A 23476-nucleotide genomic window follows, 5' to 3' on the forward strand; every position below is an offset into this window, starting at 1 on the left:
GGTGGGGTCGAGCGGTGCCATCCTCTCGTACATCATGTGTAAGGCGATGAACCGTTCGTTTGTTAGCGTGATCGCCGGTGGTTTTGGTACCGACGGCTCCTCAACCGGTGAAGAGGACGAGGTGGGCGAGCACCGTGAGATCAACGCAGAAGATACTGCTGACCTGCTGAAGAATTCACACTCGGTCATCATTACCCCTGGCTACGGCATGGCGGTGGCGCAGGCGCAGTATCCGGTTGCCGAGATCACCGAGAAGCTGCGCGCTCGTGGCATCAAGGTGCGCTTCGGTATTCACCCGGTTGCTGGACGTCTGCCGGGCCACATGAACGTGCTGCTGGCGGAGGCGAAGGTGCCGTACGACATCGTGCTGGAGATGGATGAGATCAACGATGATTTCGCCGATACCGATACGGTGCTGGTCATTGGTGCCAACGACACCGTCAACCCGGCGGCGCTGGACGATCCGCGTAGCCCGATTGCCGGAATGCCGGTTCTGGAAGTGTGGAAGGCGCAGAACGTGATTGTGTTTAAGCGCTCAATGAACACCGGCTACGCTGGCGTGCAGAACCCGCTGTTCTTCAAAGAGAACACCCAAATGCTGTTTGGCGATGCCAAGCAGAGCGTGGATGCGATCCTCAAAGCGTTATAAGAGACGCATTTAACAAAAAACCGCCGTAATGGCGGTTTTTTTATGCAATTAACGACTCAATCGTCTTCGTCATCGTCAATTTCAACCGGCGACCGGTAGTCATCGGGTTTGATAACCAGCAGGTCGCAGCGCAGGTGATCGATAACCTGCTCGGCGGTATTGCCCAGAAACGCGGCGGAGAGGCCGGTACGTCCGACCGTTCCCAGCACCACCACGCCTGCCTGCAGATGCTCTGTCAGGTCAGGGATCACCTCTTCAGGCAACCCTTTTTCGACGTGGGTCAGCTTCTCTGAAATACCAAACTTCTGCCGCAGAGCTTTCATCGCCAGCAGGTGTTGACCGCGGATGGCATCGTTGTAGACGGTAGGATCAAACTCCGGCAGCTCGATAGCAATATTAATCGGGGTCACAGGGTAAGCGCCGATCAGATGGACTTCCGTATGGTTTACCTGTTCGGCCAGCTGGATAGTTTCACGCACCAGCTTCTCGTTCAGCGCATTATGGTACGGCTCTTCGCTGGCCAGATTGACCGCCACCAGCGCTTTGCCGCCTTCGGGCCACGGCTGGTCTTTTACCATCCAGACCGGGCAGGGGCACTTACGCAGCAGATGCCAGTCTGTAGGGGTAAAGATCACCGATTCCAGCTTGTCGTGCTGGTGGGTCATCTTCAATACCAGATCGTGATGCCCGGTTAACACTTCCTGAATAATGGCTTCGAAGGGGCGGTTATGCCAGATCACCTTGATATCAATAGGCACCCCGGCATCGAGGTAGAATTTTGCCTGCTCGCGGATCCAGGCGCTCCGCTGGCTGATGACGCCCTGACGCATGGCGGTCCGTTCGTCGGGCGACAGAAGGGTGGTCATCTCGTATGAGAAGTCATAGATCGGCAGAAAAGCTTTAATGCGGCCGCCAATCTTCTGATGCAAATATACAGCGCGCCGTAGCGCAGGCTGGTCATCCTGATTGGGATCGATGGCAACCAGCATATTTTGATACATGGCCATACAGGGTCTCCTTACATCTGTCACCGCAGTCTGTAATTAAAAGAGTAACCTATATGTGCAGAATGAAACAGAGGCGAACCTTTGCCAGATCAACAAATCGGACTATTTTGCTGTCTGGCAAGGGCTTAATGGTGACGTAAACGTCAGGCGACGTTACGTGCGTGGCCGGCAAGCTCGGCAAGAATATCGCCGTTTTCGATGGTGATGTACTTACCTTTTACCGCCAGCATGCCGCTTTTCTGGAAACGTCCCAGCAGGCGGCTGATGGTCTCTACCGTCAGGCCCAGGTAGTTACCGATATCGCCACGGGTCATGGTCAGGCGGAACTCACGAGGTGAAAAACCGCGCTGGGCAAAACGGCGGGAGAGGTTATAGATAAAGGCCGCCAGGCGCTCTTCCGCATTTTTCTTGGACAGCAGCAGGATCATATCCTGATCGCCTTTGATTTCGCCGCTCATCAGACGCATCATCTGCTGGCGCAGGTTGGGCATCTTACCGGAGAGATCGTCCAGGGTCTCAAACGGAATTTCGCAGACCATTGAGGTCTCAAGCGCCTGAGCAAAGCTCGGATGTTGACCGGTACCGATAGCGTCGAAGCCTACCAGGTCACCCGCCAGATGGAAACCGGTGATCTGCTCATCGCCCTGTTCGGTAATGGTGTAGCTCTTAATGGTACCGGAGCGGATCGCATAGAGCGATTTCAGTTCGTCGCCCGCTTTAAACAGCGTTTGTCCTTTCTGAATCGGTTTTTTGCGCTCGATGATGTTATCAAGCTGGTCCAGCTCATGTTCATTGAGAGTAAACGGGATACAAAGCTGGCTGATGCTGCAATCCTGGCAATGGATAGCACAACCGCCAGATTGAATGCGTCGTATAATTCGCTTTTCCGGGATCATAAGTCTGCTCAGGCCGTAATTGATATTGGTCAATTTTAACATCTTTTTGCTGACCACGTAAGCCTGGTTAAACGTCAAACAGCGATTATTGGAATCATTGGAAAATCAATAAGTTTAACTCATTGAAATTCCTTAGTTTGATTAGGGGTTTAGCGAATAATCGCCCGTAAAAAGGCACAAAACGGCCTCTTTTTTCACAGTAAAAGATAACCCTCATGACGCAAAAGCCACTCTTTGCGCGGCACGCCGCCCGCATAGCCGGTCAGGGTACCGTTGCGCCCGATGACCCGATGGCAGGGGACAACAATGCTTACCGGATTAGAGCCATTTGCTGCGCCGACCGCCCGCGCTGCACCGGCCCGCCCCAGCAGGTCAGCCAGCTGACCGTAGTGAATAACCTGGCCGCAGGGGATCTCACGCAGCGCTTTCCATACCTCGCGCTGAAAAGGGGTGCCTGCGGTTTCGGTCGGCAGGTCCTCTATCACGCTAAGGTTGCCAGCAAAGTAGTCGTGAAGTTTATCGCTTAATCCGCCGGGGTTAGTCGTCGCTACCCGGCGATAGCCTGGCTTACGATAGTGAACGTTAAGCAGCAGCTCCATACGGTCGGCGTGCTCTTCCCACTCGACGGCGCGCAGGCGGTACTGTTCATCGCAGATGACCCAGAGTGGACCAAGGGGGGTATCAATTTTGTCTTCCAGCAGGGTTAACATGGGGGATCCTGAACATGCAGCATGGCAATATAGGATATTATCTTACCGTTTTTGGCGTAAAAAAATAGAGCCTGCCGACATCCGCCAGACTCTACAGTACACACAGCAGTGCATCCTTACCTTATTTTAACGCAACTATTCCTTGTGCGGGTTTATTTTAGTATAGACATCTTTAATACTAATTCCAGTAAAAATGAGTAAGAAGTTTGTCAGCGGATTAAGTTAAATCATTTTGTTTACTGTAATTGTGGTATTAGTTAAGGAGCGGTTAATGTACTTAAACCCGAGTACATTTTGCTGATTACGTCTCCTTTCAGGAATGTTCAAGAAATTAATCAACATCGTTGAGACCTGTCGCACAGGTGGCTATAGTAGCGCCTGTGCTGTCAAACGTTACACGAGGAGCGAGCATGAACCTTGACGACAAATCGCTATTTCTTGACGCCATGGAGGATGTCCAACCCCTGAAACGCTGTGCCGACGTACACTGGCAACCCAGCCGTAATACGCGCACGCCACCGCGTATCGATCTGTTGCAGCAGGAAAATTTTCTGACGACTGATTTCCTTGAGGTCGTGCCGCTGGCAGTGCCGCTTGAGTTTCGTCGTGAGGGGTTACAGAGCGGCGTCCTGGATAAGCTACGCCTCGGCAAGTACAGCCAGCAGGCAAGCCTGAACCTGTTGAAGCAGCCGGTAGAGCAGTGCCGCCAGATGCTGTTTAGTTTCCTGCACCAGGCAAGGCAGGATAACCTGCGCAATTTACTCATTATTCATGGCAAAGGGCGCGAAGATAAATCGCACGCTAATATTGTGCGTAGCTATCTTGCCCGTTGGCTACCCGAGTTTGAGGACGTGCAGGCATTTTGTCAGGCGCTGCCGCATCATGGGGGAAGCGGGGCCTGTTATATTGCGCTACGCAAATCTGCTCAGGCCAAACTGGATAATTGGGAACGGCATGCTAAACGCAGTCGTTAAGCATCAGTAAATATTATTGTAGCTATTTTTACTTATATTTACGTGCGGTAAAATATAAGCGATTTAATTAATTACGCGGCTTAACTAATACAAGTATATTATATTTGATGCCTGCATCAGGCGGCAAAAATTAGCGAAAATGCGCGTAGAAGGGGAAACTGCCCGCTTCAGAGCGAAACGGGCAGGAGGCCGGGCAGGATTAGCGTTTTGCTTCAGTATGCGGCTGAGCCGAGCGTGACAGGAACTGCTCGGTTACATCTGGCAGGTGGGTCTGGCACCAGTCGGCCATCGCAATTTCCTGCTCACGGATCTGGGCAAAAATTGCCGCGCCTTCATGGTCACCAGCCAGCTCGGCTGCGCTGATCAGCGAGGTGTAGCAGGCAATTTCAAAGTGCTCGAAGACGTAGCCGCTGATTGCGCCCTTAACCACTTCATCCGGCGTCATCATGCCGCCGATGGCCTGACCCATCGCAGAGAGTTTACCCATCGCATCTTTCAGCGTTGAGGTAGAGATGTTGTTGCGGGCCAGAACCTGATCAACCAGCTTCTGCTGCTGACGCGTCTCTTCAATATGCTGCACGATACGCGCCCGCAGATCGGGGTAGTGCTCCAGACGGCCTGCCATCTTCTCCAGCATGGACTCGGCCTGTTTCTCCATCGCATGAGCGTCGCGTAACCAGTCATGATAGTGTTCGGTATAGTTAGTCGCCATCGTTAATCACTCCTCGTAAGATCTAATAATTTATTGCTCTCTTCAGTGGATTTAACAGAGCACTTACGCTCTGAAGTATAGAAGCCTTGGTCGAATTCGTCAGACGTGCCACTGTTTTTCACCGTCACGGAAGCGTGACAGCGCGTCGGCAGCGCAGATCAGTGACAGATGGCTCAGTCCCTGTGGGACATTGCCGCGCCACTCGCCGGTGCGCACGTCAAACATCTCGTTAAAGTTCTCGACGTTACCTTTGTCGCACAGGCTGTCGAGAATGGTATCCATATACTCTGAGGCCTTAGCCGTGTCGCCCAGTCGCGCCCATGCCTCAACCAGCCAGAACGAGCAGGCTACAAAGGTGCTCTCCTCTTTCTCGACTTCGCTGTAGCGATAGAGCATCGGTGAATGGTGTCCCAGCTCTTCGTACATGGCGTGATAGGTCGATTTCATGCGTTCCGGGCTAACCTTCTTGCCGTAGTACCAGGCCAGGCACATAGCGGCGTCCAGATGGTCGCTACCCGCATAGAAGGTGTAGGCCTGCTTCTCTTCTGACCAGCAGTGGGTTTCAATCCAGTCGCTGATTCGGTCCCGCTCGCGCGTCCAGCGATTAACCCAGGTTTTTTCAATATGGCCGTCTTCCGCCAGCCGGACGGCAATATCCAGCGTGACCCAGCAGGCCATTTTAGAGTGAGTATAGTGGCGCCGTTCCGGAAGCTCCCAGATACCGCAGTCATCCTGGCGCCAGGTATCCGCACACTCATTCGCCAGCGAGGCCAGCAGACGGGCGGTAGTAAGATCCAGAATATGTCCGGCGTGAACAAACAGCAGGGCAGTATCCAGCATATCGCCATACATACTGAGCTGCTGCTGGCTCTGGGCGTTATTACCCACCCGTACCGGTTTTGACCCCTTATAGCCATCTAGCGGCAAATAGGTTTCATTTGGCACTACGTCGCCATCGAGGGTATAGCAGGCGCGCAGCTTGCCCTCATGACGCACGATGGTATGGGTCAGCCACGAGAACGCCGCTTTACACTCCTCAAGCGCGCCGATAAAGGCAAAAGCACGAATGATCAGGCAGGCATCGCGGATCCAGGCGTAGCGGTAGTCGTAGTTCTTCTCGCCGCCAATTCCCTCCGGAAGAGACGTGGTCGGCGCCGCGGCCAGCGCGCCGGTAGGCGAGTAGAGCAGAAATTTCAGCGCCAGCGCTGAGCGAACTACGTGCTGTTTATGTACGCCTTCATAGCTAAGGTGTTCCGCCCATGACGCCCAGTTTTTATCACTGACGTCGATACGCTCGTCGATTTTCTCCAGCGGCGGCACCGCCAGCGGTTCGTTGTCGCTCACCAGTAGCGCCACCAGCGAACGGGAACCCGCCTTAGCGGTGAAGGTGCCTTCAATCACCTTGTCATCAACAAGGGTAATCTCAATATCAGCGGTAGTGCGCAGCATCGCCATCAGATCGCCCACGTGGACAATCTGGCCGCGTGCTGATTCGCCTATCCAGGAGGAGCGCGTATAGGCGGCAGTGCCAGGCACAAAGACCAGCTTTAGCGTCACCTCGCCCTCTAATCCCTCTATGCGTCGAGCCAGTTCACACCAGGGCAGACGACCCGCATTGTTACTGTTGAGGGACTCGGTAAATCTGACTTTGCCCGTTTTGGTGGTGTAACAGGTCTCCAGCACGTTGCTGTTTTCCCGATACTGCCGCTGCATGCAGTAGTCATCGATCGGCTCGATCTGAAAATAGCCCCCAAACTGCGCATCAAGAATGCGATCGAACAGCGGCGGCGAGTCCATGTTCGGCGCGCACCACCAGTCGATGGCACCATCAGGCGCAATCAACGCTACCGAACGACCATCGCCAATGGCGGCATAGTCGCCAAGGCCAGCATAGCCGTCGATACGTTCGGTTCGGGGTAAAGGCTGATTCTTCATTAATGCTTATCCTGCAAAAATCAGTAAGGCAGGCGGGGCCTGCCTGCACATTACACGGTACCGGTGCCGCCGTCGGAGCACCAAACCTGGCCAGACGAGAAGGAGCTTTCGTCAGAGGCAAACAGGACATAGAGCGGGGCAATCTCGACAGGCTGACCCGGACGGGCAAGCGGAGCCGTTTCACCGAAAGCTTTCACTTTCTCCTGCGGCTGTCCGCCACTCACCTGCAACGGCGTCCAGTAGGGGCCGGGGGCAACGGCGTTGACGCGGATACCCTTCGGACCCAGCTGCTTCGCGAGCGCTTTGGTAAACGCTACGTTACAGGCTTTGGTCTGGGCGTAGTCCAGCAGAATGTCGCTCGGCTGGAAAGCCTGCACGGAGGAGGTATTAATGATTACCGCGCCCTCTTTCAGATGCGGGACAGCTGCCTTGGTGATCCAGAATGGCGCATAGACGTTAGTCTTAAAGGTCTCGTCAAAGGCTTCGGTGGTCAGCGTCTCGATAGATTCGCAGAACTGCTGGTGACCAGCGTTGTTAACCAGAATATCCAATCCGCCGAGTTTATTGATGGCCTCAACCACCAGCTGCTGACAGAAGGTTTCTGAGCGAATATCGCCGGGCAGGGCGACGGCGTTGCGACCTTCTGCCTTAATTAAGGCAATCACCGCTTCGGCATCAGACTCCTCTTCCGGCAGGTAGTTAATCGCGACGTCTGCGCCTTCACGGGCATAGGCAATAGCGACGGCGCGCCCAATACCGGAGTCGCCGCCGGTGATAAGCGCTTTTTTCCCTGCCAGCCGGCCCGAACCGGTATAGCTGGTTTCACCATGATCGGGGATCGGCTTCATTTCTGACGCAAGCCCCGGCACTTTTTGAGTTTGCTCTACAAAAGGAGGGCGTGGATAGTGTGGCAGGTTGTTATCTTGTGTCGTCATAATTATCCGTCTCGTTTGAATGAACCAGTAATAACCGTAGACAGCAATACGCCGATCCGCTATTTTTTTTAAAAATTATGCTGATACTTTAAAAACTTTACCTGGTACGTTATTTTTACGTTGAAATTATGCTACCTGATTGAATTTTGACTATTTCGCGTAATTTTCTGGTATTCAGTTAAGTCTGTGCTAAATAAAATGCGGGAAAGTGCAAATCATACGAAAGTACTGTTAACGTCATGCAGGAAATGCTTCAGAATGCTCCTGGTTACAAGGTTATAGCCCTTAATTCTTAGGGTCGGCTTGTGTCTGCCTGACGGTAAGCTAAACTGAAAATTCCGCTGGTGAGTTTAAGATGAATCTTAAGCCGCGCTGACGAGATTGGCTGCAAAGGTTACATTATGCATCACGTTTATAAGGAGATTTAGGATGAGCAAAGAGCCCGTATTTCCTGCGTTTCCAGTCATTGGCTGGCAGGTAGGCCCGGTGGAGGATCATAACGGTGTGGTGGTTCAATTCGGCTTTAGCGCCTCTCCGCATGCAGCGGGGGCCAGCACGTTTGATTCACAGTTCTTCCAGCTATCACCAGAAATGGTAAAAAGTCTGATTTACGATCTGCAGCTCAGTCTGCGCCAGTGTGAAAGTCCTGTAGCGGAAAAAGTTGCCTAAGCCTGCTCCACTTTCCAGCCGCAGTAGCGCGTATTTCTTTGGCTGCTGCGGAAACCCCCGCCCGATCGTCTCTACTATTTGATAAAACCTGTTTGATAAAAATAGTTGCGGCTGCGTTTTCATTGCTAATCTTGATTTAACGCGGTAGCTAAGAGTGGTCGTAGGGGCATACATGAATTTTGTCTATTTTAAGGCTGAATATCCCAACTACCTGGGATCCCATTCAGTTAATCTGGTTTTGAAAGCATTAACGCTGCTTCGCGATGGTGAAATTATCGCTGACGTAGGTGATTTAAAAATAACCAGCCTGCCGTTTTATTTTTTCAGCACGGCCTCTACCGGCTTTCGTAAAATTGAATACGCCGTCAATGCGCCGCCGATGCGCAGAATACGTTATTCGTGTGGTTATTTACCGAGCGGAAAATATATCGTTAATACCCCTGAGGGCGAGATACAGCTTGCGTTTAATGCATTAACGGGGCTGTGGCAAGGGCAACAGCGGGGTGCAAGGTCTATCGATAACCGTGAGTTTGTTGCGCTGGGCTATACGCTTATTCGTCCGGTACGCGGTAGAGGCGGAAACCGTGCTTCATCGCTGCCTTAGATTCTGTTACCCGGATGATGAATCGTTGACTAAACTTCAGGTGTGGTAATAACAGGAGACCATAATGACGGACAAATACGCTTCCCCCCTGAAAGCTGAAGAGACCAAGCCGGTTAAGGACAACCCTGCCAAGCAGGGCGAGCTTCCCCGTAAACGGGATGACAGTGAGGACGATCATAAAGATCCGTTCAAAGCCAGCTAGCGTCACGCCCATCCGCTGCACCAAAGCCTTTTCGCTGCTAATGATGATGTCGTAGCCCTGGCGAACTAAGCAAGAAAGCAAACAAGAGAGATGGGAAGTATGTTAGAGGCCGCCAGAAATGGCGGTTTTTTATTTGCGCTAAAACGTTGCATATAGCGACAAATTGTCGCATACTTGGATTGGCTTGATTTTTGACGCTTTGACTATTTGCATTCAAGCTGGCGATTGCTACCGATTGGCTTCTACACAAGGCCAAACGTTGCGGGGACGAGCACCACTATAATTAAAGCCCAAAAGGGCAAAGGACATAACCGATGGCTACGAGCATCAGATTAGATGATGACTTCGTGAGCGACGTTAAGGTATACGCAGATGCGGCTAGCCGCAGCATTCCGAAGCAAATCGAGCATTGGGCCAAGATTGGCCGCATTGCTGAAGATAATCCGGATCTGCCGTTTAGCTTCATCCAAGAAATCTTAATAGCGCAAGCAGAAGTCGCTAACAATAAGGTTTCCCGGTATGAACGAAGGACAAGAAGAAAATCAGTCACAGATTGACGTGTACCAGACCCGCAGGTTTGAAAAGGCGCTAGATAAATTGCCTGAAGCACTTCAGGAAGAAGTCGAGGACGAGGTTGACCGCATCATCGCTAACCCGGAGATCGGGGAACGCAAAAAGGGCGATCTGTCTCACCTGTGGGTACATAAGTTCCGCCTCAATGGTCAGCTTACGCTGTTAGGCTATACCTGGATTGAGGTTAAGATAGAGCTTTACTTGCTTAGCGTAGGTTCGCACGAGAACTTTTACGATGAGCAGAAGCAGCACCGTAAAGCCGATTTGAAGTTGATTAGTTGATTAGTTGATAAGAAGCCCGCTTAAGCGGGCTTCTTTATGCCTTTAAAGCAGTTTTTTAACCACTGGCGCGCCCCAATCGACCGGACCATCGCGGTTCTCTCTGGGTTCGCGATGACCTGATACGCAACGAATTTGACGTCTGGTATCAGCCAATTGTTAATGCTCGCAGCCAGCGGGTATGGCGGTGGTTGCTGAAGGGGTCGAGAACGAGAAGCAGATGAAACTCCTGCGCCTCGCCGGTTGCGATCGGCTTCAGGGGTTCTTCTTTAGCGTGCCGATGCCCATTGACGCGCTACGGCAGCACCGTCAGCGCCGCCAGGGTTAGCTACTGCGCCTGCGCCAGGGCGTCGAGCCGATCGCGAAAGCCGGTGATAGCAATGGCCCGGTTATCGGCGCGCCAGCGATCTTTTGCTCCCGGCGCGGAGCTTTGCACGGCAATCAGCCGCCAGCCGTCTTCGGTTTTGAGCATCAGCGGAGAGCCGCTATCGCCAGGCAGCGTATCGCACTGGTGGGAGAGCACGCTATCCTGCGCCCAGCCGGTCACCACGCAGTTTTGATGGCTATAGAGATCGTCCAGATGATCCTGAGGATAGCCGGACTGCGTCACCTTACGGTCGGCAACTTTAAGTGCAGCGGTGAGCGCATCGCGATCGCCTTCAAATAGCGGCAGAGGCGTAATGCCCGACGGGGGATAGCGCAGCACAATCAGACCAAAATCCCACGGTGCGGCGGCGGGCGGCACGATCCACCCCTCACCGTCGGGTTTCAGGCGCTTACCAAGCGTTGACTCAACCCGTCCCTCAATACCGTGTATCTCATAGCGCCAGCTGCCGTTCTGCGCCACAAAGCGCAGCGCTACGGCTTTATCGGCCTTGCCTCGGGGCGGCGTCAGCAGGCAGTGTCCGGCGGTTAACGCCAGATGCGGAGAGATCAGCGTGGCGGTGCAGAGATTGCCGCTGGCGGTCTCCAACTGGCCAATAGCATCCCATGGTGACTGGGTCGGATTACTTACCCGGACCCGGTCATCATGGTTAAAAAACAGCGTCTTGATCTCAGCAGCTGCGGCAGCATCATCATCGGCATGGCTGTAAAAAGAAAGTAAGCAAAACGAACCCAATAGCAGAATACCGAATTTATGCATATCACACTCTGGTGGGGCATTAATGATTATTCAAACCCTAAGCAACAACTATAGACGGGACGGGAGGAAAGGGGGAGTAAAATCAGCGTACTACATTCAGGAAAGATAGAAGCGGAGTGACACCAGCGCGCAGACAATCAGCATAAGCAAAATCAGCTCGAAACGGTAGCGTTGCAGCATGGCTCCCCCTAAAAACAGCGCCCGGGGGCGGGCGCTGTGGCAAACGTAAAACTTAAGCAGCTGGCTGGGCAGCCGGTTTAGCAGCCGTGTGTTTTACTGCTTTTTTGTGGTGTTTTTTTGCAGCCTGGGCTTTCTGGTCAGCAGCGGGTTTGGCTGCGTTCTGGTCAGCGGCCGGTTTAGCGGCTTTTTTGTGGTGCTTTTTAGCAGCCTGCGCTTTCTGAGCAGCGGCTTTCTGGTGTTTTTTGTGGTGCGTGGTTTTAGCAGCCGGAGCAGCGCTCTGAGTCTGAGCGGTGGCTGCTGGCGCAGCGGTGGTCGCAGCGGTATCAGCAGCGAACGCAGCAGAAGAGAGACCCATAGCAGCGGCAACAACCAGAGCTAATACTTTTTTCATTCTGATATCCTCGAATTGGTTTCATCATTCAACCCCACTGCGGGGCCGGTGAAGAGACTATATGCTTCTCAATGCGAGGCTTCCGTGAGTGATTGGTATCGCTGTGTAACGGTATGTACTAAACGCGTAGTTTTTGCCAAAGACGCCCCTGTCCGGGGCGTTTGACTATGCTTGCTTCAGTTCTTCAAAAATTTCAGGGTGCTTATCCAACGCTTTAAACAATAAAATCAAGGGACGTGGAGGCGCTACGCGTCCGGTCTCATAACGACTGAACGCGTTAGCCCCGCCACCGAAAATATCCGCCGCCTGGCGTTGATCTAAATTCAGGCGTTTACGGACGGCGGCAATAAATGCCGGATCGACTTCCTGAGCATTTACTTTTTTGGTAAATGCAGAAATTGCCGCCATATATTTGTCTCCAGCCTCTTTTCCTAATACACCCTCTCCGCACTCACTGCAAAAATCGCCAGCGATGCCCTGAACGATAGTTTTTTGGCCTTTGTACTCATACTCAATATCTCGGATATCGTGCTTCAGTTCTGCACCGCCACAATCTGGACATTTCATTTTACTTCTCCTTAAATGAGACGATGACAACATTGTCTTTTACTAGAAACTTTAGATAAATCCACTGGCCGTTGTATACCGGGCGGTAAACCTCTTGCCAGTAACCAGGATCTTTATTCGCTTCCATAACCTTATAAAAATCTGAAGGTTTTAGAGCGTAAATGACCTCAAAGATCTCATCTTGACACGTAAACCCTAGCTCATTTGCACCATTCAAGGCGCTAATTTTTACAGCAACTTTTCCGTTGCGCACCATACCCTGGACGGTGCTTAAATCAGTAGGTTCTTTTCCTTGTGCCATAGTATTACCCTAAATGCAAAATTATGCAAATAGGGTAATGCTTGCGTTTCGGAAAAACAACAGCAAAAATAAGGGTATTCTCTAAAAGGAATGAGTCAGCTACAGATAACGGGCTGTTAGATGCTGGCGGAAGTAGCGACTGTTCAGCGCTTCGCCGGTTGCGGACTCAATCAGCTGGGCGGTGGTAAAACGGCTGCCGTGCTGCCAGATATTCTGCCGCAGCCACTCAAACAGCGCGCTGAAATCACCTTCGGCAATGGATGCATCAAGATTAGGCAGCGCGGTGCGTGCGGCATGGAACAGCTGCGCGGCGTACATCGCACCCAGGGTGTAGGAGGGGAAATAGCCAAAACCGCCGTCGGTCCAGTGAATGTCCTGCATGCAGCCGTCGCGGTAGTTGCCCAGGGTCGAGATGCCCAGCCAGTGCTGCATCTTCTCATCCCACAGGGCCGGAATATCCTCGACCTCAATCTCACCGTTGATTAAGGCGCGCTCAATCTCATAGCGCAGGATCACATGCGCGGGGTAGCTCACCTCGTCAGCATCGACGCGGATGAGGCCAGGCTGCACCTGCTGGTTCCAGGCGATGAAGTTCTCTTCGGTAAACGCGGGCTGCGCGCCGAAACGTTCGATTACCGCGGGCAGGAGACGCTGTAAAAACGCCTTGCTGCGGCCAAGCTGCATCTCAAAGAACAGACTCTGCGATTCATGCACCGCCATCGAGCGGGCCTCGGCTACCGGCTGTCCCAGCCAGGTGCGGGGCAGGTTCTGCTCGTAGCGGGCGTGGCCGGTTTCATGCACCACGCCAAAGAGGGCACCCAGCAGATCGTTCTCGTCATAGCGCGTGGTGATGCGCACGTCCTCCGGTACGCCGCCGCAGAAGGGGTGGGCGCTGATATCCAGGCGGCCTGCGTCAAAATTAAAGCCGAGGGTACGCATTGCCGTTAAACCCAGCTCGCGCTGCTTCTCCACCGGGAACGGCCCGACCGGGGCGATAAGCTGGCGCTGGGCCTGCTTTGCTACCGCCTGATTCAGCAGGTCCGGGAGCCAGGATTTCAGATCGGCAAACAGCACGTCGAGCTTCGCAGCGGTCATATCCGGCTCATAGAGATCCAGCAGCGCGTCGTAGGGGGTACAGCCCTTAGCCGCCGCACGCAGCGTTGCCTCCTCACGGCTCAGCTTTACCACCTCTTTAAGATTGGCGGAAAAACCGTCCCAGTCATTCGCCGGGCGCTGGCTACGCCAGGCGTGCTCACAGCGGCTGCCCGCCAGTGATTTCGCCTCCACCAGCGATTCCGGCAGCACTGCCGCCTGCTGGTAGTGGCGGGTCATCTCTCGCAGGTTGGCCTGCTCAACGTCGTTCAGATCTTCCTGCGCTGCGGCTTCCAGCCACTGAGCCACTTTTTTATCCGTCAGGATCTGGTGTTTCAGGACGCTGATCTCCGCCAGCGCTTCGCCACGGGCGGCGCTCCCGGCAGAGGGCATCATGGTCATCATGTCCCAGCCGGCAATAGATGAGAGGTGGGAGAAACGGTAAAGACGCTGGAAGGTGCGGGTCAGCTGCTGGTAGTTGCTGGTGTCCATTGTGCCTCGTGTTGTGTTGATATTATTTGCTTACATTTCAAGATAACAGGACGCTTGCGCTGATACCACTGTGAGACATTGCCTGGCACGAGTTGAGCAGCCGGGGTTATCTGTTGCCCGGCGGCGCTACGCTTGCACGGGCCTACGGTAGGGCGCTGTTTGTAGGCTGGGCAAGCGTAGCGCCGCCCGGCATGTTCAGGCAGGATACATTTAGCTATGCCGAAAGACGGCGGTGCAGGCTGCGGCCCACCAGCAGCGCGGCCAGCAGCATCACGGCGATAAAACCGCCGACGCCGTTCCAGCCATAGCTGTGCCAGAACAGGCCGCCTGCCGTCCCTGCCAGGCTCGATCCCAGGTAGTAGCTGAAGAGATAGAGCGAGGAGGCCTGGCCCTTTGCCCGACGCGCCCGCGGCCCGATCCAGCTGCTGGCGACGGAGTGAGCGGCAAAGAAGCCAGCGGAGAAGAGCAGCATCCCGGCAAAGATCAGCCCCAGCGACGAGAAGAGGGTCAGCAGCACGCCCCCCAGCATAATTCCCGTCGAAACGAGCATCACCGGCCCGCGGCCAAAGCGTGCGGTCATCGCCCCGGCTTTAGGTGAACTCCATGTCCCGGTCAGGTAGGCCACCGAGAGCAGGCCCACCACCGCCTGGCTCAGCTGCCACGGGGTCTGCATCAGGCGGTAGCCAATGTAGTTAAACAGGGTGACGAACGATCCCATCAGCAGGAAGCCGGTAACAAACAGCAGCGGCAGGCCACGATCGCGCCAGTGCAGGCGGAAGTTGATCATCAGCGAGCGGGGTCGCAGGGAGGCGGGGCGAAAATGACGCGACTCAGGGAGAATTTTCCAGAACATCAGCGCCGAGGCAAGGGCAAAGCAGCCGATAACCGCCAGGGCGATGCGCCAGCTAAAGAAGTCGGTAAACACGCCGCTGAGCAGGCGACCGCTCATGCCGCCGATAGAGTTACCGCTGATGTAGAGACCCATCGAAAAGGCCACCACGCTGGGGTGGATCTCTTCGCTCAGGTAGGTCATCCCCACCGCCGCCACGCCGCTCAGCGACAGGCCCACCAGCGCACGCATAATTAAAATGCCGTGCCAGCTGGTCATCATCGTGGAGAGCAGCGTACAGCACGAGGCCAGCAGCAGAGCGGTGACCATCACCGGCTTGCGGCCTATGGCATCCGAGAGCGGGCCGGTGAAGAGAAGGCCGACCGCCAGCATGGCGGTAGAGATCGAAAGCGAGACACTGCTGCTGGCGGGCGAAACACCAAACTCATGGGAGAGCACCGGCAGAATCGGCTGCACACAGTAGAGCAGGGCGAAGGTGGCGAGTCCGGCAGAGAAAAGCGCCAGCGTGACGCGCATAAACTGTGGCGTGCCGCGTTTAATATAGGGGGTGGCGGGAATAGCGGTAGTCTGCACGTCGGCATCGCTCGCCGGGGCGATGTCAACGACGGTAGTACGGCTCACGGAGGATCCTTAGTGGTGGGTTGCTGCGATAAAGCGATTACCGACAAGGGTAGGAAATTGTAAATATTCTGTCTAATATATTAATAATCTCAAATAATACATTAAACATATGAATATCGAGCTGCGTCATCTGCGCTACTTTATTGCCGTGGCGGAGGAGCTGCATTTTGGCCACGCGGCGGCCCGGCTGAACATCTCTCAGCCGCCGCTAAGCCAGCAGATCCAGCTGCTGGAGCAGCAGGTTGGCGCCCGACTGCTGGCGCGGACCAACCGCAGCGTAGCCCTGACCCCGGCGGGAAAACAGTTTCTGCTCGACAGCCGCCAGATCCTTACCCAGGTCGATGACGCTGCCGCTCGCGCCGCCCGCCTGCATCAGGGGCAGACCGGTGAACTGCGGGTCGGCTTTACCTCCTCCGCCCCCTTTATCAAAGCGGTTTCGGATACCCTGTCGAGCTTCCGGCGACGTTATCCGGATGTGCATCTGCAAACCCGGGAGATCAATACCCGCGAGCAGATCGCCCCTCTGCATGAGGGGACCCTGGATCTGGGCCTGATGCGCAATACTACGCTGCCGGAGACGCTGGCGTGGGAGGTGATCCTGCGCGAACCGCTGCTGGCGATGGTTCCCCGCGATCACCCCCTGGCGGCGCAGCCTGCGGTGACCCTGAGCCAGCTGGCGAGAGAGCCGTTTGTTTTTTTCGACCCGCATGTCGGAACCGGACTGTACGACGATATCCTTGGCCTGCTGCGCCGCTACGGGCTGGTGCCGCGTATCGCCCAGGAGGTGGGCGAGGCGATGACCATTATTGGCCTGGTGGCGGCGGGACTGGGAGTATCGATCCTGCCCGCGTCGTTTTGCCGGGTGCAGCTGAGCGAGATGCGCTGGCTACCCATCGCCGAAGCCGATGCGGTCTCCCAAATGTGGCTGGTCTGGTCGAGGCACCATGAGCAGGGCGCTGCGGCGCTGCATTTCAAGCAGCAGCTGTTGGAGAGCGTTAAAAGCGACCAGAATGGGCCCCGTAGAGGGTGAAATTGTGCGGTAAATCACAAGGCTAATCAAAAATTTGACGGCCTCAAGGAACTGCTTCACCATAGCCAGAAGTTTATTTCGAAGCGCGAAAATAAAGGGAGCACGAGGTGGTTGCTGATAGTACGCCCGGCCATATTGATCAGATTAAGCAGACCAATGCAGGAGCCGTTTACCGGCTTATCGATCAGCTAGGCCCGGTTTCACGTATCGATCTGTCGCGTCTGGCGCAGCTTGCTCCCGCCAGCATTACTAAGATTGTCCGTGAAATGCTCGAAGCACACCTTGTGCAGGAGACGGAGATCCAGGAGCCGGGCAGTCGTGGGCGTCCCGCCGTAGGGTTAATGGTGGAAACCGAAGCCTGGCACTATCTCTCGTTGCGCATTAGCCGGGGTGAGATCCATCTCGCCCTGCGTGATCTTAGCAGCAAGCTGGTAGTCGAGGAGCAGCGTGAGCTGCCTCTACACTCCCACGCTCCCTTTGTCAGCCGCGTTATTCATCATATCGACCAGTTCTTTATCCGCCACCAGAGCAAGCTCGAGCGCCTGACTGCCATCGCCATTACCCTGCCAGGCATTATCGATACCGAGAACGGCATCGTGCACCGGATGCCGTTCTATGAGGATGTCAAAGATATGGCGCTGGGGGAGGCCCTTGAGCGCCATACCGGCGTGCCGGTCTATATTCAACACGACATCAGCGCGTGGACCATGGCGGAGGCGCTGTTTGGCGCTTCCCGTGGCGCGCGGGACGTTATTCAGGTAGTGATCGACCACAACGTCGGCGCGGGAGTGATCACCGACGGACGCCTGCTGCATGCGGGCAGCAGCAGCCTGGTTGAGATCGGCCATACTCAGGTCGACCCCTATGGCAAGCGCTGCTACTGCGGCAATCACGGCTGTCTCGAAACCATCGCTAGCGTAGAGAGCGTGCTGGAGCTGGCGCAGCAGCGCATGAGCCAGTCGATGAGCTCGCAGCTGCACGGCCAGCCGCTCACCGTGGCCTCGCTCTGCCAGGCCGCGCGGGAGGGGGATAGGCTGGCGACGGATATCATTACCGGCGTAGGCACCAACGTCGGGCGCATCCTGGCGATCATGGTAAACCTGTTCAATCCGCAAAAAATTCTTATTGGCTCCCCCTTGAGCCAGGCCGCAGATATTCTCTTTCCAGCCATCAGCAGCTGCATCCGCCAGCAGTCGCTGCCTGCCTACAGCCGACATATCACCGTAGAGAGCACGCAGTTCTCTAACCAGGGCACGATGGCGGGTGCAGCGCTGGTAAAAGACGCGATGTATAACGGTTCGTTGTTGATTCGACTGTTGCAGGGTTAACAAATTCTCACAGTTGTAGGAAAAATTGCGCTACCTCAAATTGGGCCATGACGACTTAACTTAGACTTTCTCCTCTGAATTATTTTCCTGGTGTATATTTTCGCGGCAAAACGGTGGAGTGAGTGATGCTTAAGCGTTTCTTTATTACGGGTACCGATACGGCTGTCGGGAAGACAGTGGTCTCCCGCGCACTTTTGCAGGCGCTGGCGGCCAGCGGCAGAAGCGTGGCTGGCTATAAGCCGGTGGCGAAGGGGAGTAAAGAGACGCCAGAGGGCCTGCGCAACAGAGATGCGCTGGTGCTGCAAAGCGTCTCGACGTTGGCGCTGCCTTACGAGGCGGTGAATCCTATCGCGCTGAGCGAAGAGGAAAGCAGCGTCGCCCACAGCTGCCCCATCAACTACGGTCTGCTCTCGAAGGGGCTGGCGCATCTTAACGACTGCGTCGACCATGTGGTGGTCGAAGGGACCGGCGGCTGGCGTGGCCTGATGAACGATCTGCGTCCGCTCTCTGAGTGGGTGGTCCAGGAGCAGCTTCCGGTGATCATGGTAGTGGGGATCCAGGAGGGGTGTATCAACCATGCCCTGCTGACCGCCCAGGCCATTGCCAGCGACGGCCTGCCGCTCATCGGCTGGGTCGCTAACCGCATCAATCCCGGCCTTGCCCACTATGCTGAGATCATTAACGTGCTGGGCAAAAAGATCCCCGCGCCGCTGATTGGCGAGCTACCCTATCTGCCGCGCGCCGAGCAGCGCGAGCTGGCCCACTATATCGACATCACCCTGCTGACCCGGACGCTGATCGCCGATCGCGTGCTGGCCTAATCGACTACTGCGGCTCGGTACGGGAGCCGTCCGGCGCAGAACCGGCGGCGGGCACGTTGCCGCTGCTGGTGCGGGTATAGAGGATCTTATAGGTATCGTTAGCGCAGTGGCCAACCACGTGCGTATCAGGCTTATCCGCCTGGTCTGCCGGAACAATATTGAGCGTAAACGCCGTCTCCGGCAGGCCGTTGGCCATAATGCGCTGCTTGATCTCACGTCTGACTTTTTCGCAATACTCCGGCGCGGCCAGCGCCGGGGCGGCGGCAAACAGTACGAGGGTGATGAGCAAACGGGACGCTTTCATACGCGGCTCCTGTTTTCAGGGGTATAGCTCTAGTCTAGCAGCCGCATCCCGGCAGTAAGGGCTAAATCGCTACCAGATTGCGCACGCCGTGACTCTCCATCTCTTCGCCTCTGCCGCGCTGAACGATTGCCCCCCTGGACATCACCAGATAGCTGTCCGCCAGCTCGGCGGCAAAATCATAAAACTGCTCCACCAGCAGGATCGCCATGTCGCCGCGCGCGGCCAGAGTTTTGATCACTACGCCAATCTCTTTGATCACCGAGGGCTGGATCCCCTCCGTTGGCTCATCAAGGATCAGCAGCTGTGGCCGACAGGCCAGCGCCCGGCCTATGGCTAACTGCTGCTGCTGACCGCCGGAGAGATCGCCCCCGCGCCGCTGCTTCATCTCCCGCAGCACCGGGAAGAGGTCGTAGATTTCATCGGGAACCCGCTTCGCCTGCGAACCAGTAAAGCGCGCCAGGCCCATCAGCAGGTTCTCCTCTACCGTCAGCCGGGGAAAGATCTCCCGCCCCTGCGGCACGTAGGCCATGCCGCTGCGCACCCGCTGGTGCGGCTTCTGCTGATTGATGGTCTTTCCTTGCCAGCTAATAGTGCCGGATTTGGCCGGGATCAGCCCCATCAGGCACTTCAGCAGGGTGGTTTTCCCCACCCCGTTGCGCCCCAGTAGACAGGTTACCTCGCCGGGATGCGTCGCAAACGAGAGGCCGCGCAGGATATGGCTGCCGCCGTAGTATTGATGCAGTTCATTCACTTCCAGCATGTTAGCGCCCCAGATAAACGTCTATAACCTGTTCATTCGCCTGCACCTCGCGCAGGGAACCCTCGGCCAGCACCTGGCCCTGATGCAGCACCGTAACGTGGTCGGCAATGGTATCGACAAAGCCCATATCGTGCTCCACCACCATCAGGGAGTGTTTCCCTGCCAGGGTGCGAAACAGCTCGGCGATATACTCGGTCTCGGCGTCCGTCAGTCCGGCGGCAGGCTCGTCGAGCAGCAGCAGGTGCGGCTCCTGCACCAGCAGCATGCCGATCTCCAGAAACTGCTTCTGGCCGTGGGAGAGCAGTCCCGCCTGACGCTGGCTCTGATTTGCCAGCCGCAGCAGCTGAAGGGTCTCATCGATGCGATCCCGCTGTTCGCCGCTGAGCGTCGCACGCAGGCTGGCCCAGACCGATTTATCGGTTTTCAGGGCGATTTCCAGATTCTCCGCCACCGTTAGCGCCTCAAACACCGTCGGCTTCTGAAATTTACGCCCGATGCCCGCCCGGGCAATCTCTACCGGGGAGAGCTGGGTCAGGTCGATATTCTGGTCGTAAACCACGCTGCCGCTGTCCGGGCGGGTCTTGCCGGTGATCACATCCATCAGCGTGGTTTTGCCCGCGCCGTTGGGGCCGATGATGCAGCGCAGTTCGCCCACGCCAATCGCCAGCGTCAGGTCGGTGAGGGCACGGAAGCTGTCGAAGGAGACGTTGATCTTCTCCAGCAGCAGTACCGGATCGGTGGTCTCCCGGAAGCGATCCTGCGGCAGCGGCTGGGTGAAAAGGGTGTCAGTCATGCTTTCTCCGCTTCAGCAAACCAATAACGCCGCGCGGTAAAAACAGCGTGACGAGGATAAACATCAGGCCCAGGAAAAAGAGCCAGTACTCCGGGAAGGCGACGGTGAAAAAGCTCTTCGCCCCGTTAACGATGCCTGCGCCTAGCAGCGGCCCGATCAGCGTCCCGCGCCCGCCCAGCGCTACCCATATGGCGGCCTCGATAGAGTTAGTGGGCGACATCTCGCTCGGGTTGATAATGCCTACCTGCGGCACGTAGAGCGCCCCGGCGAGACCGCACAGCACGGCGGAGAGTGTCCAGACAAAGAGTTTGAACCCCTGCGGATCGTAGCCGCAAAACATCAGCCGGTTCTCGGCGTCGCGCACTGCTGTAAGCACCCGGCCAAACTTGCTGCGCGCCAGCGCCATGCCAATGCCCAGCGCGGCGACCAGCAGCAGCACGGTGGCGATAAACAGGCCGATGCGCGTTCCGGTGGCAGTGACCGGAAAGCCGAGCAGGGTGGTAAAACCGGTGAAGCCGTTGTTACCCCCAAAGCCGGTTTCGTTGCGGAAGAAGAGCAGCATCCCCGCATAGGTCAGCGCCTGGGTCATGATTGAGAAGTAGACGTCTTTGATCCGCGAGCGGAAGGCGAAGTAGCCAAACAGCAGCGCCAGCAGGCCCGGCAGCAGGACGATCAGGCACAGCGCCCACGCAAAGTGCTGCGTACCTGTCCAGAACCACGGCATCTCGCTCCACGAGAGAAAGGTCATAAAGGCCGGGAGGCCGTCGCCCGCTGCCTGACGCATCAGGTACATCCCCATCGCGTAGCCGCCGAGGGCAAAGAACAGACCGTGCCCCAGCGACAGCAGGCCAGCGTAGCCCCAGACCAGATCCAGCGCGACGGCGACGATGGCGTAGCAGAGGATCTTGCCCACCAGCGTCAGGGTATAGGCGGACATCGCCAGAGGGTGATCCTGGGGCAATAGGGCCAGAAACGGCAGGGCCAGCAGCAGGGCGATAACGCCCAGCGTCAGGGTGCGTGTCAGACGGGGCGCACGCTGCGCCAGCGTCAGGGTTATAGGTTGGCTCATCAGTCGATCACTCGCCCCTTAAATGCGAACAGCCCCTGCGGCCGTTTCTGGATAAACAGCACGATCAGCACCAGAATGGCGATTTTGCCCAGCACCGCGCCAATCTGCGGCTCCAGCAGCTTGTTGATGATGCCGAGGCCAAAGGCCGCCACCACCGTACCTGCCAGCTGGCCAACGCCACCCAGTACCACCACTAAAAATGAGTCGATGATATAGCCCTGGCCCAGCTCAGGGCCGACGTTGCCCAGCTGCGACAGCGCCACGCCCCCCAGCCCGGCGATGCCGGAGCCCAGCCCAAAGGCCAGCATATCTACCCGCCCGGTGGGCACGCCGCAGCAGTCGGCCATCCGCCGGTTCTGGGTGACCGCCCGCACGTTCATCCCCAGCCGGGTTTTGTTGAGCAGCAGCCAGGTCAGGGCCAGCACCAGCAGCACGAAGACGATCACCGCGATGCGGTTGTAAGGCAGGATCAGGTTGGGCAGCACCGCCCAGCCGCCGGAGAGCCAGCCGGGGTTAGCTACCTCAAGGTTCTGCGCCCCAAAGAGCAGGCGCACCAGCTGGATCAGCATCAGGCTGATGCCCCAGGTCGCCAGCAGGGTCTCCAGCGGACGGCCATAGAGATGGCGAATGATCAGCCGCTCCAGCGCCATGCCCATCGCGGCGGTAATGAAAAAGGCCACCGGCAGGGCGACGATGGGGTAGAGGGACAGCCACTGCGGTGCAAGGCGGACAAAGAGATCCTGTACCAGCCAGGTGGCGTACGCTCCCAGCATCAGCATCTCGCCGTGGGCCATGTTGATCACCCCCAGCAGACCGTAGGTGATCGCCAGGCCGAGGGCGGCCAGCAGCAGGATCGATCCCAGCGACAGGCCGCTAAAGGCCTGCCCCAGCCAGTCACCCCAGCGCAGGCGCTGCTGGATCTGCTTCAGGCTGTCGGCAGCGGCAGCGCGCACGCTGGCATCCGGTTCGTTTTGCGGCTGGGTCAACCGCTGCAGGCTGGCCTGGAGCTGCGGGGCGCTGCTTTCACCCAGCTGTCTAACCGCCAGCAGGCGCACCTGCGGATTAGCATCGGCGAGCTGGAGAGTGGCGACGGCCAGCAGCAGGGCCGCCTTCACCTCGTCATCCTGCTCCTGGCCTAGCCGCTGCTGAATCAGAGGAAGCTGCTCTGCCGTGGCGTCATTTTGCAGATTTTGCGCGGCGGCGAGACGCAGGGTGCGATCGTCACTGACCAGCTGGTGGGCGGCAAGGGCATTCGCCACCAGGGTGCGGATGCGGTTGTTCATAAACAGCTTGCGCGGGTTGCCTTCGGGGGCCGCGTTGCCCTCCAGCGGCGTCAGAGTCTCTCCTGACTGGGTAAAGAGCTGGCCGCGCTTATCGACGACCACGTTCTCCTGGCGAAGCGCCTGAAGCAGGGGCAGACGCGACGCATCGGGCGCTGCGGACCAGGTTTGTAAAAGCTGTGCCTGCTGGGTCCGGCTGGCAGCGCCGTACTCGCTGGCCGGTCCGGCAGAGGCCGTGCCGATGAACAGCAGGCAGCAGGCAAAGAAGAGGCCGAAGCGCGTGACTATTTTCATGGTCGCTCATTCCG

At 56.5% G+C, this 23476-nt stretch carries 27 protein-coding genes and 1 pseudogene; 11 read left to right on the forward strand and 17 right to left on the reverse strand.

What is annotated here, in order from left to right; all coding sequences use genetic code 11:
- Positions 1-649, forward strand: a 649-nt coding sequence (locus tag RTP97_RS04230; RefSeq protein WP_312411205.1) for an NAD(P)(+) transhydrogenase (Re/Si-specific) subunit beta, incomplete at its 5' end; no start/stop codon positions are given.
- Between the two features lie 56 nt (positions 650-705).
- On the opposite strand, the gene uspE is transcribed toward RTP97_RS04230, so the two are convergent.
- From uspE to ogt, 3 genes are all read right to left on the reverse strand, one after another.
- Complete coding sequence (gene uspE / locus RTP97_RS04235; protein WP_312411206.1) at positions 706-1656, reverse strand: universal stress protein UspE; 951 nt, start codon at positions 1654-1656, stop codon at positions 706-708.
- Positions 1657-1799: 143 nt separating this feature from the next.
- Positions 1800-2552 (reverse strand): fumarate/nitrate reduction transcriptional regulator Fnr, encoded by a 753-nt coding sequence (gene fnr / locus RTP97_RS04240; RefSeq protein WP_312411457.1) that lies wholly within the window; start codon positions 2550-2552, stop codon positions 1800-1802.
- Positions 2553-2746: 194 nt separating this feature from the next.
- A complete protein-coding gene (ogt, locus tag RTP97_RS04245; RefSeq protein WP_312411207.1) occupies positions 2747-3262 on the reverse strand; it encodes a methylated-DNA--[protein]-cysteine S-methyltransferase in 516 nt (171 codons plus the stop codon).
- A 410-nt stretch (positions 3263-3672) separates the two neighbouring features.
- Here ogt and smrA point away from each other — a divergent pair, with 410 nt between their 5' ends.
- Positions 3673-4236: a DNA endonuclease SmrA gene (gene smrA, locus RTP97_RS04250; RefSeq protein ID WP_312411209.1), complete on the forward strand. Its 564-nt coding sequence runs from the start codon at positions 3673-3675 to the stop codon at positions 4234-4236.
- 199 nt (positions 4237-4435) lie between these two features.
- On the opposite strand, the gene RTP97_RS04255 is transcribed toward smrA, so the two are convergent.
- The 3 genes from RTP97_RS04255 to RTP97_RS04265 all read right to left on the reverse strand — a co-directional run bounded on the left by RTP97_RS04255 (position 4436) and on the right by RTP97_RS04265 (position 7818).
- Positions 4436-4948 carry a DUF892 family protein gene (locus tag RTP97_RS04255; protein ID WP_312213512.1) on the reverse strand — a complete coding sequence of 171 codons (513 nt, stop codon included), beginning with the start codon at positions 4946-4948 and terminating at the stop codon, positions 4436-4438.
- Positions 4949-5047: 99 nt separating this feature from the next.
- Complete coding sequence (locus RTP97_RS04260; RefSeq protein WP_312411211.1) at positions 5048-6883, reverse strand: glycoside hydrolase family 15 protein; 1836 nt, start codon at positions 6881-6883, stop codon at positions 5048-5050.
- 50 nt (positions 6884-6933) lie between these two features.
- The gene (locus RTP97_RS04265) at positions 6934-7818 is read right to left on the reverse strand and encodes an SDR family oxidoreductase (RefSeq protein ID WP_312411214.1); all 885 of its coding nucleotides are present in this window, start codon (positions 7816-7818) and stop codon (positions 6934-6936) included.
- A gap of 429 nt (positions 7819-8247) precedes the next feature.
- Between RTP97_RS04265 and RTP97_RS04270 the strand changes: the two genes are divergently transcribed.
- From RTP97_RS04270 to RTP97_RS04295, 6 genes and pseudogenes are all read left to right on the forward strand, one after another.
- A complete protein-coding gene (locus RTP97_RS04270) occupies positions 8248-8487 on the forward strand; it encodes a hypothetical protein (RefSeq protein WP_312411217.1) in 240 nt (79 codons plus the stop codon).
- A 172-nt stretch (positions 8488-8659) separates the two neighbouring features.
- Positions 8660-9091, forward strand: a complete 432-nt coding sequence (locus tag RTP97_RS04275) for a hypothetical protein (RefSeq protein ID WP_312411219.1) — start codon at positions 8660-8662, stop codon at positions 9089-9091.
- Positions 9092-9155: 64 nt separating this feature from the next.
- Positions 9156-9293, forward strand: a complete 138-nt coding sequence (locus RTP97_RS04280) for a hypothetical protein (protein ID WP_312213520.1) — start codon at positions 9156-9158, stop codon at positions 9291-9293.
- 314 nt (positions 9294-9607) lie between these two features.
- The gene (locus tag RTP97_RS04285) at positions 9608-9850 is read left to right on the forward strand and encodes a TA system antitoxin ParD family protein (protein ID WP_312411221.1); all 243 of its coding nucleotides are present in this window, start codon (positions 9608-9610) and stop codon (positions 9848-9850) included.
- A complete protein-coding gene (locus tag RTP97_RS04290; RefSeq protein WP_312411223.1) occupies positions 9813-10148 on the forward strand; it encodes a type II toxin-antitoxin system RelE/ParE family toxin in 336 nt (111 codons plus the stop codon). Before RTP97_RS04285 ends, RTP97_RS04290 begins: the two co-directional genes overlap by 38 nt.
- A 175-nt stretch (positions 10149-10323) precedes the next feature.
- Positions 10324-10473 (forward strand): annotated as a pseudogene (locus RTP97_RS04295) (EAL domain-containing protein); the annotation flags it as partial.
- Here the strand turns inward: RTP97_RS04295 and RTP97_RS04300 are convergent.
- The 6 genes from RTP97_RS04300 to RTP97_RS04325 all read right to left on the reverse strand — a co-directional run bounded on the left by RTP97_RS04300 (position 10474) and on the right by RTP97_RS04325 (position 15783).
- The gene (locus RTP97_RS04300; protein ID WP_312411225.1) at positions 10474-11289 is read right to left on the reverse strand and encodes a serine protease; all 816 of its coding nucleotides are present in this window, start codon (positions 11287-11289) and stop codon (positions 10474-10476) included.
- Between the two features lie 232 nt (positions 11290-11521).
- Complete coding sequence (gene asr, locus RTP97_RS04305; RefSeq protein WP_312411227.1) at positions 11522-11860, reverse strand: acid resistance repetitive basic protein Asr; 339 nt, start codon at positions 11858-11860, stop codon at positions 11522-11524.
- Positions 11861-12025: 165 nt separating this feature from the next.
- The gene (locus RTP97_RS04310; protein WP_312411229.1) at positions 12026-12427 is read right to left on the reverse strand and encodes a type II TA system antitoxin MqsA family protein; all 402 of its coding nucleotides are present in this window, start codon (positions 12425-12427) and stop codon (positions 12026-12028) included.
- 1 nt (position 12428) lies between these two features.
- Positions 12429-12728 carry a type II toxin-antitoxin system MqsR family toxin gene (locus RTP97_RS04315; protein ID WP_312411231.1) on the reverse strand — a complete coding sequence of 100 codons (300 nt, stop codon included), beginning with the start codon at positions 12726-12728 and terminating at the stop codon, positions 12429-12431.
- Positions 12729-12827: 99 nt separating this feature from the next.
- Positions 12828-14312 (reverse strand): carboxypeptidase M32, encoded by a 1485-nt coding sequence (locus RTP97_RS04320; RefSeq protein WP_312411233.1) that lies wholly within the window; start codon positions 14310-14312, stop codon positions 12828-12830.
- Positions 14313-14526: 214 nt separating this feature from the next.
- On the reverse strand, positions 14527-15783 hold the full coding sequence (locus RTP97_RS04325; RefSeq protein ID WP_312411235.1) for an MFS transporter: 1257 nt from the start codon (positions 15781-15783) through the stop codon (positions 14527-14529).
- A gap of 109 nt (positions 15784-15892) precedes the next feature.
- On the opposite strand from RTP97_RS04325, the gene RTP97_RS04330 reads away from it, so the two are divergent.
- The 3 genes from RTP97_RS04330 (at position 15893) to bioD (ending at position 18962) form a co-directional block, all read left to right on the forward strand.
- On the forward strand, positions 15893-16813 hold the full coding sequence (locus RTP97_RS04330; RefSeq protein WP_312411238.1) for a LysR family transcriptional regulator: 921 nt from the start codon (positions 15893-15895) through the stop codon (positions 16811-16813).
- 107 nt (positions 16814-16920) lie between these two features.
- On the forward strand, positions 16921-18141 hold the full coding sequence (gene mlc, locus RTP97_RS04335; RefSeq protein ID WP_312411241.1) for a sugar metabolism global transcriptional regulator Mlc: 1221 nt from the start codon (positions 16921-16923) through the stop codon (positions 18139-18141).
- Between the two features lie 125 nt (positions 18142-18266).
- On the forward strand, positions 18267-18962 hold the full coding sequence (gene bioD, locus RTP97_RS04340) for a dethiobiotin synthase (protein WP_312411244.1): 696 nt from the start codon (positions 18267-18269) through the stop codon (positions 18960-18962).
- Positions 18963-18966: 4 nt separating this feature from the next.
- Here bioD and RTP97_RS04345 read toward each other — a convergent pair whose 3' ends face one another.
- The 5 genes from RTP97_RS04345 to urtB all read right to left on the reverse strand — a co-directional run bounded on the left by RTP97_RS04345 (position 18967) and on the right by urtB (position 23462).
- Positions 18967-19266, reverse strand: a complete 300-nt coding sequence (locus RTP97_RS04345; protein ID WP_312411247.1) for a DUF1161 domain-containing protein — start codon at positions 19264-19266, stop codon at positions 18967-18969.
- Positions 19267-19327: 61 nt separating this feature from the next.
- On the reverse strand, positions 19328-20026 hold the full coding sequence (urtE, locus tag RTP97_RS04350; protein ID WP_312411250.1) for an urea ABC transporter ATP-binding subunit UrtE: 699 nt from the start codon (positions 20024-20026) through the stop codon (positions 19328-19330).
- Position 20027: 1 nt separating this feature from the next.
- Complete coding sequence (urtD, locus tag RTP97_RS04355; RefSeq protein ID WP_312213553.1) at positions 20028-20819, reverse strand: urea ABC transporter ATP-binding protein UrtD; 792 nt, start codon at positions 20817-20819, stop codon at positions 20028-20030.
- On the reverse strand, positions 20812-21888 hold the full coding sequence (urtC, locus tag RTP97_RS04360) for an urea ABC transporter permease subunit UrtC (RefSeq protein ID WP_312411252.1): 1077 nt from the start codon (positions 21886-21888) through the stop codon (positions 20812-20814). Before urtC ends, urtD begins: the two co-directional genes overlap by 8 nt.
- Positions 21888-23462 (reverse strand): urea ABC transporter permease subunit UrtB, encoded by a 1575-nt coding sequence (gene urtB, locus RTP97_RS04365; protein WP_312411254.1) that lies wholly within the window; start codon positions 23460-23462, stop codon positions 21888-21890. The genes urtC and urtB overlap by 1 nt, the downstream gene beginning before the upstream one ends.
- Between the last annotated feature and the right edge of the window lie 14 nt (positions 23463-23476).

The sequence above is a fragment of the Pseudescherichia sp. genome, assembly GCF_031998825.1.
Classification (GTDB): domain Bacteria; phylum Pseudomonadota; class Gammaproteobacteria; order Enterobacterales; family Enterobacteriaceae; genus Pseudescherichia.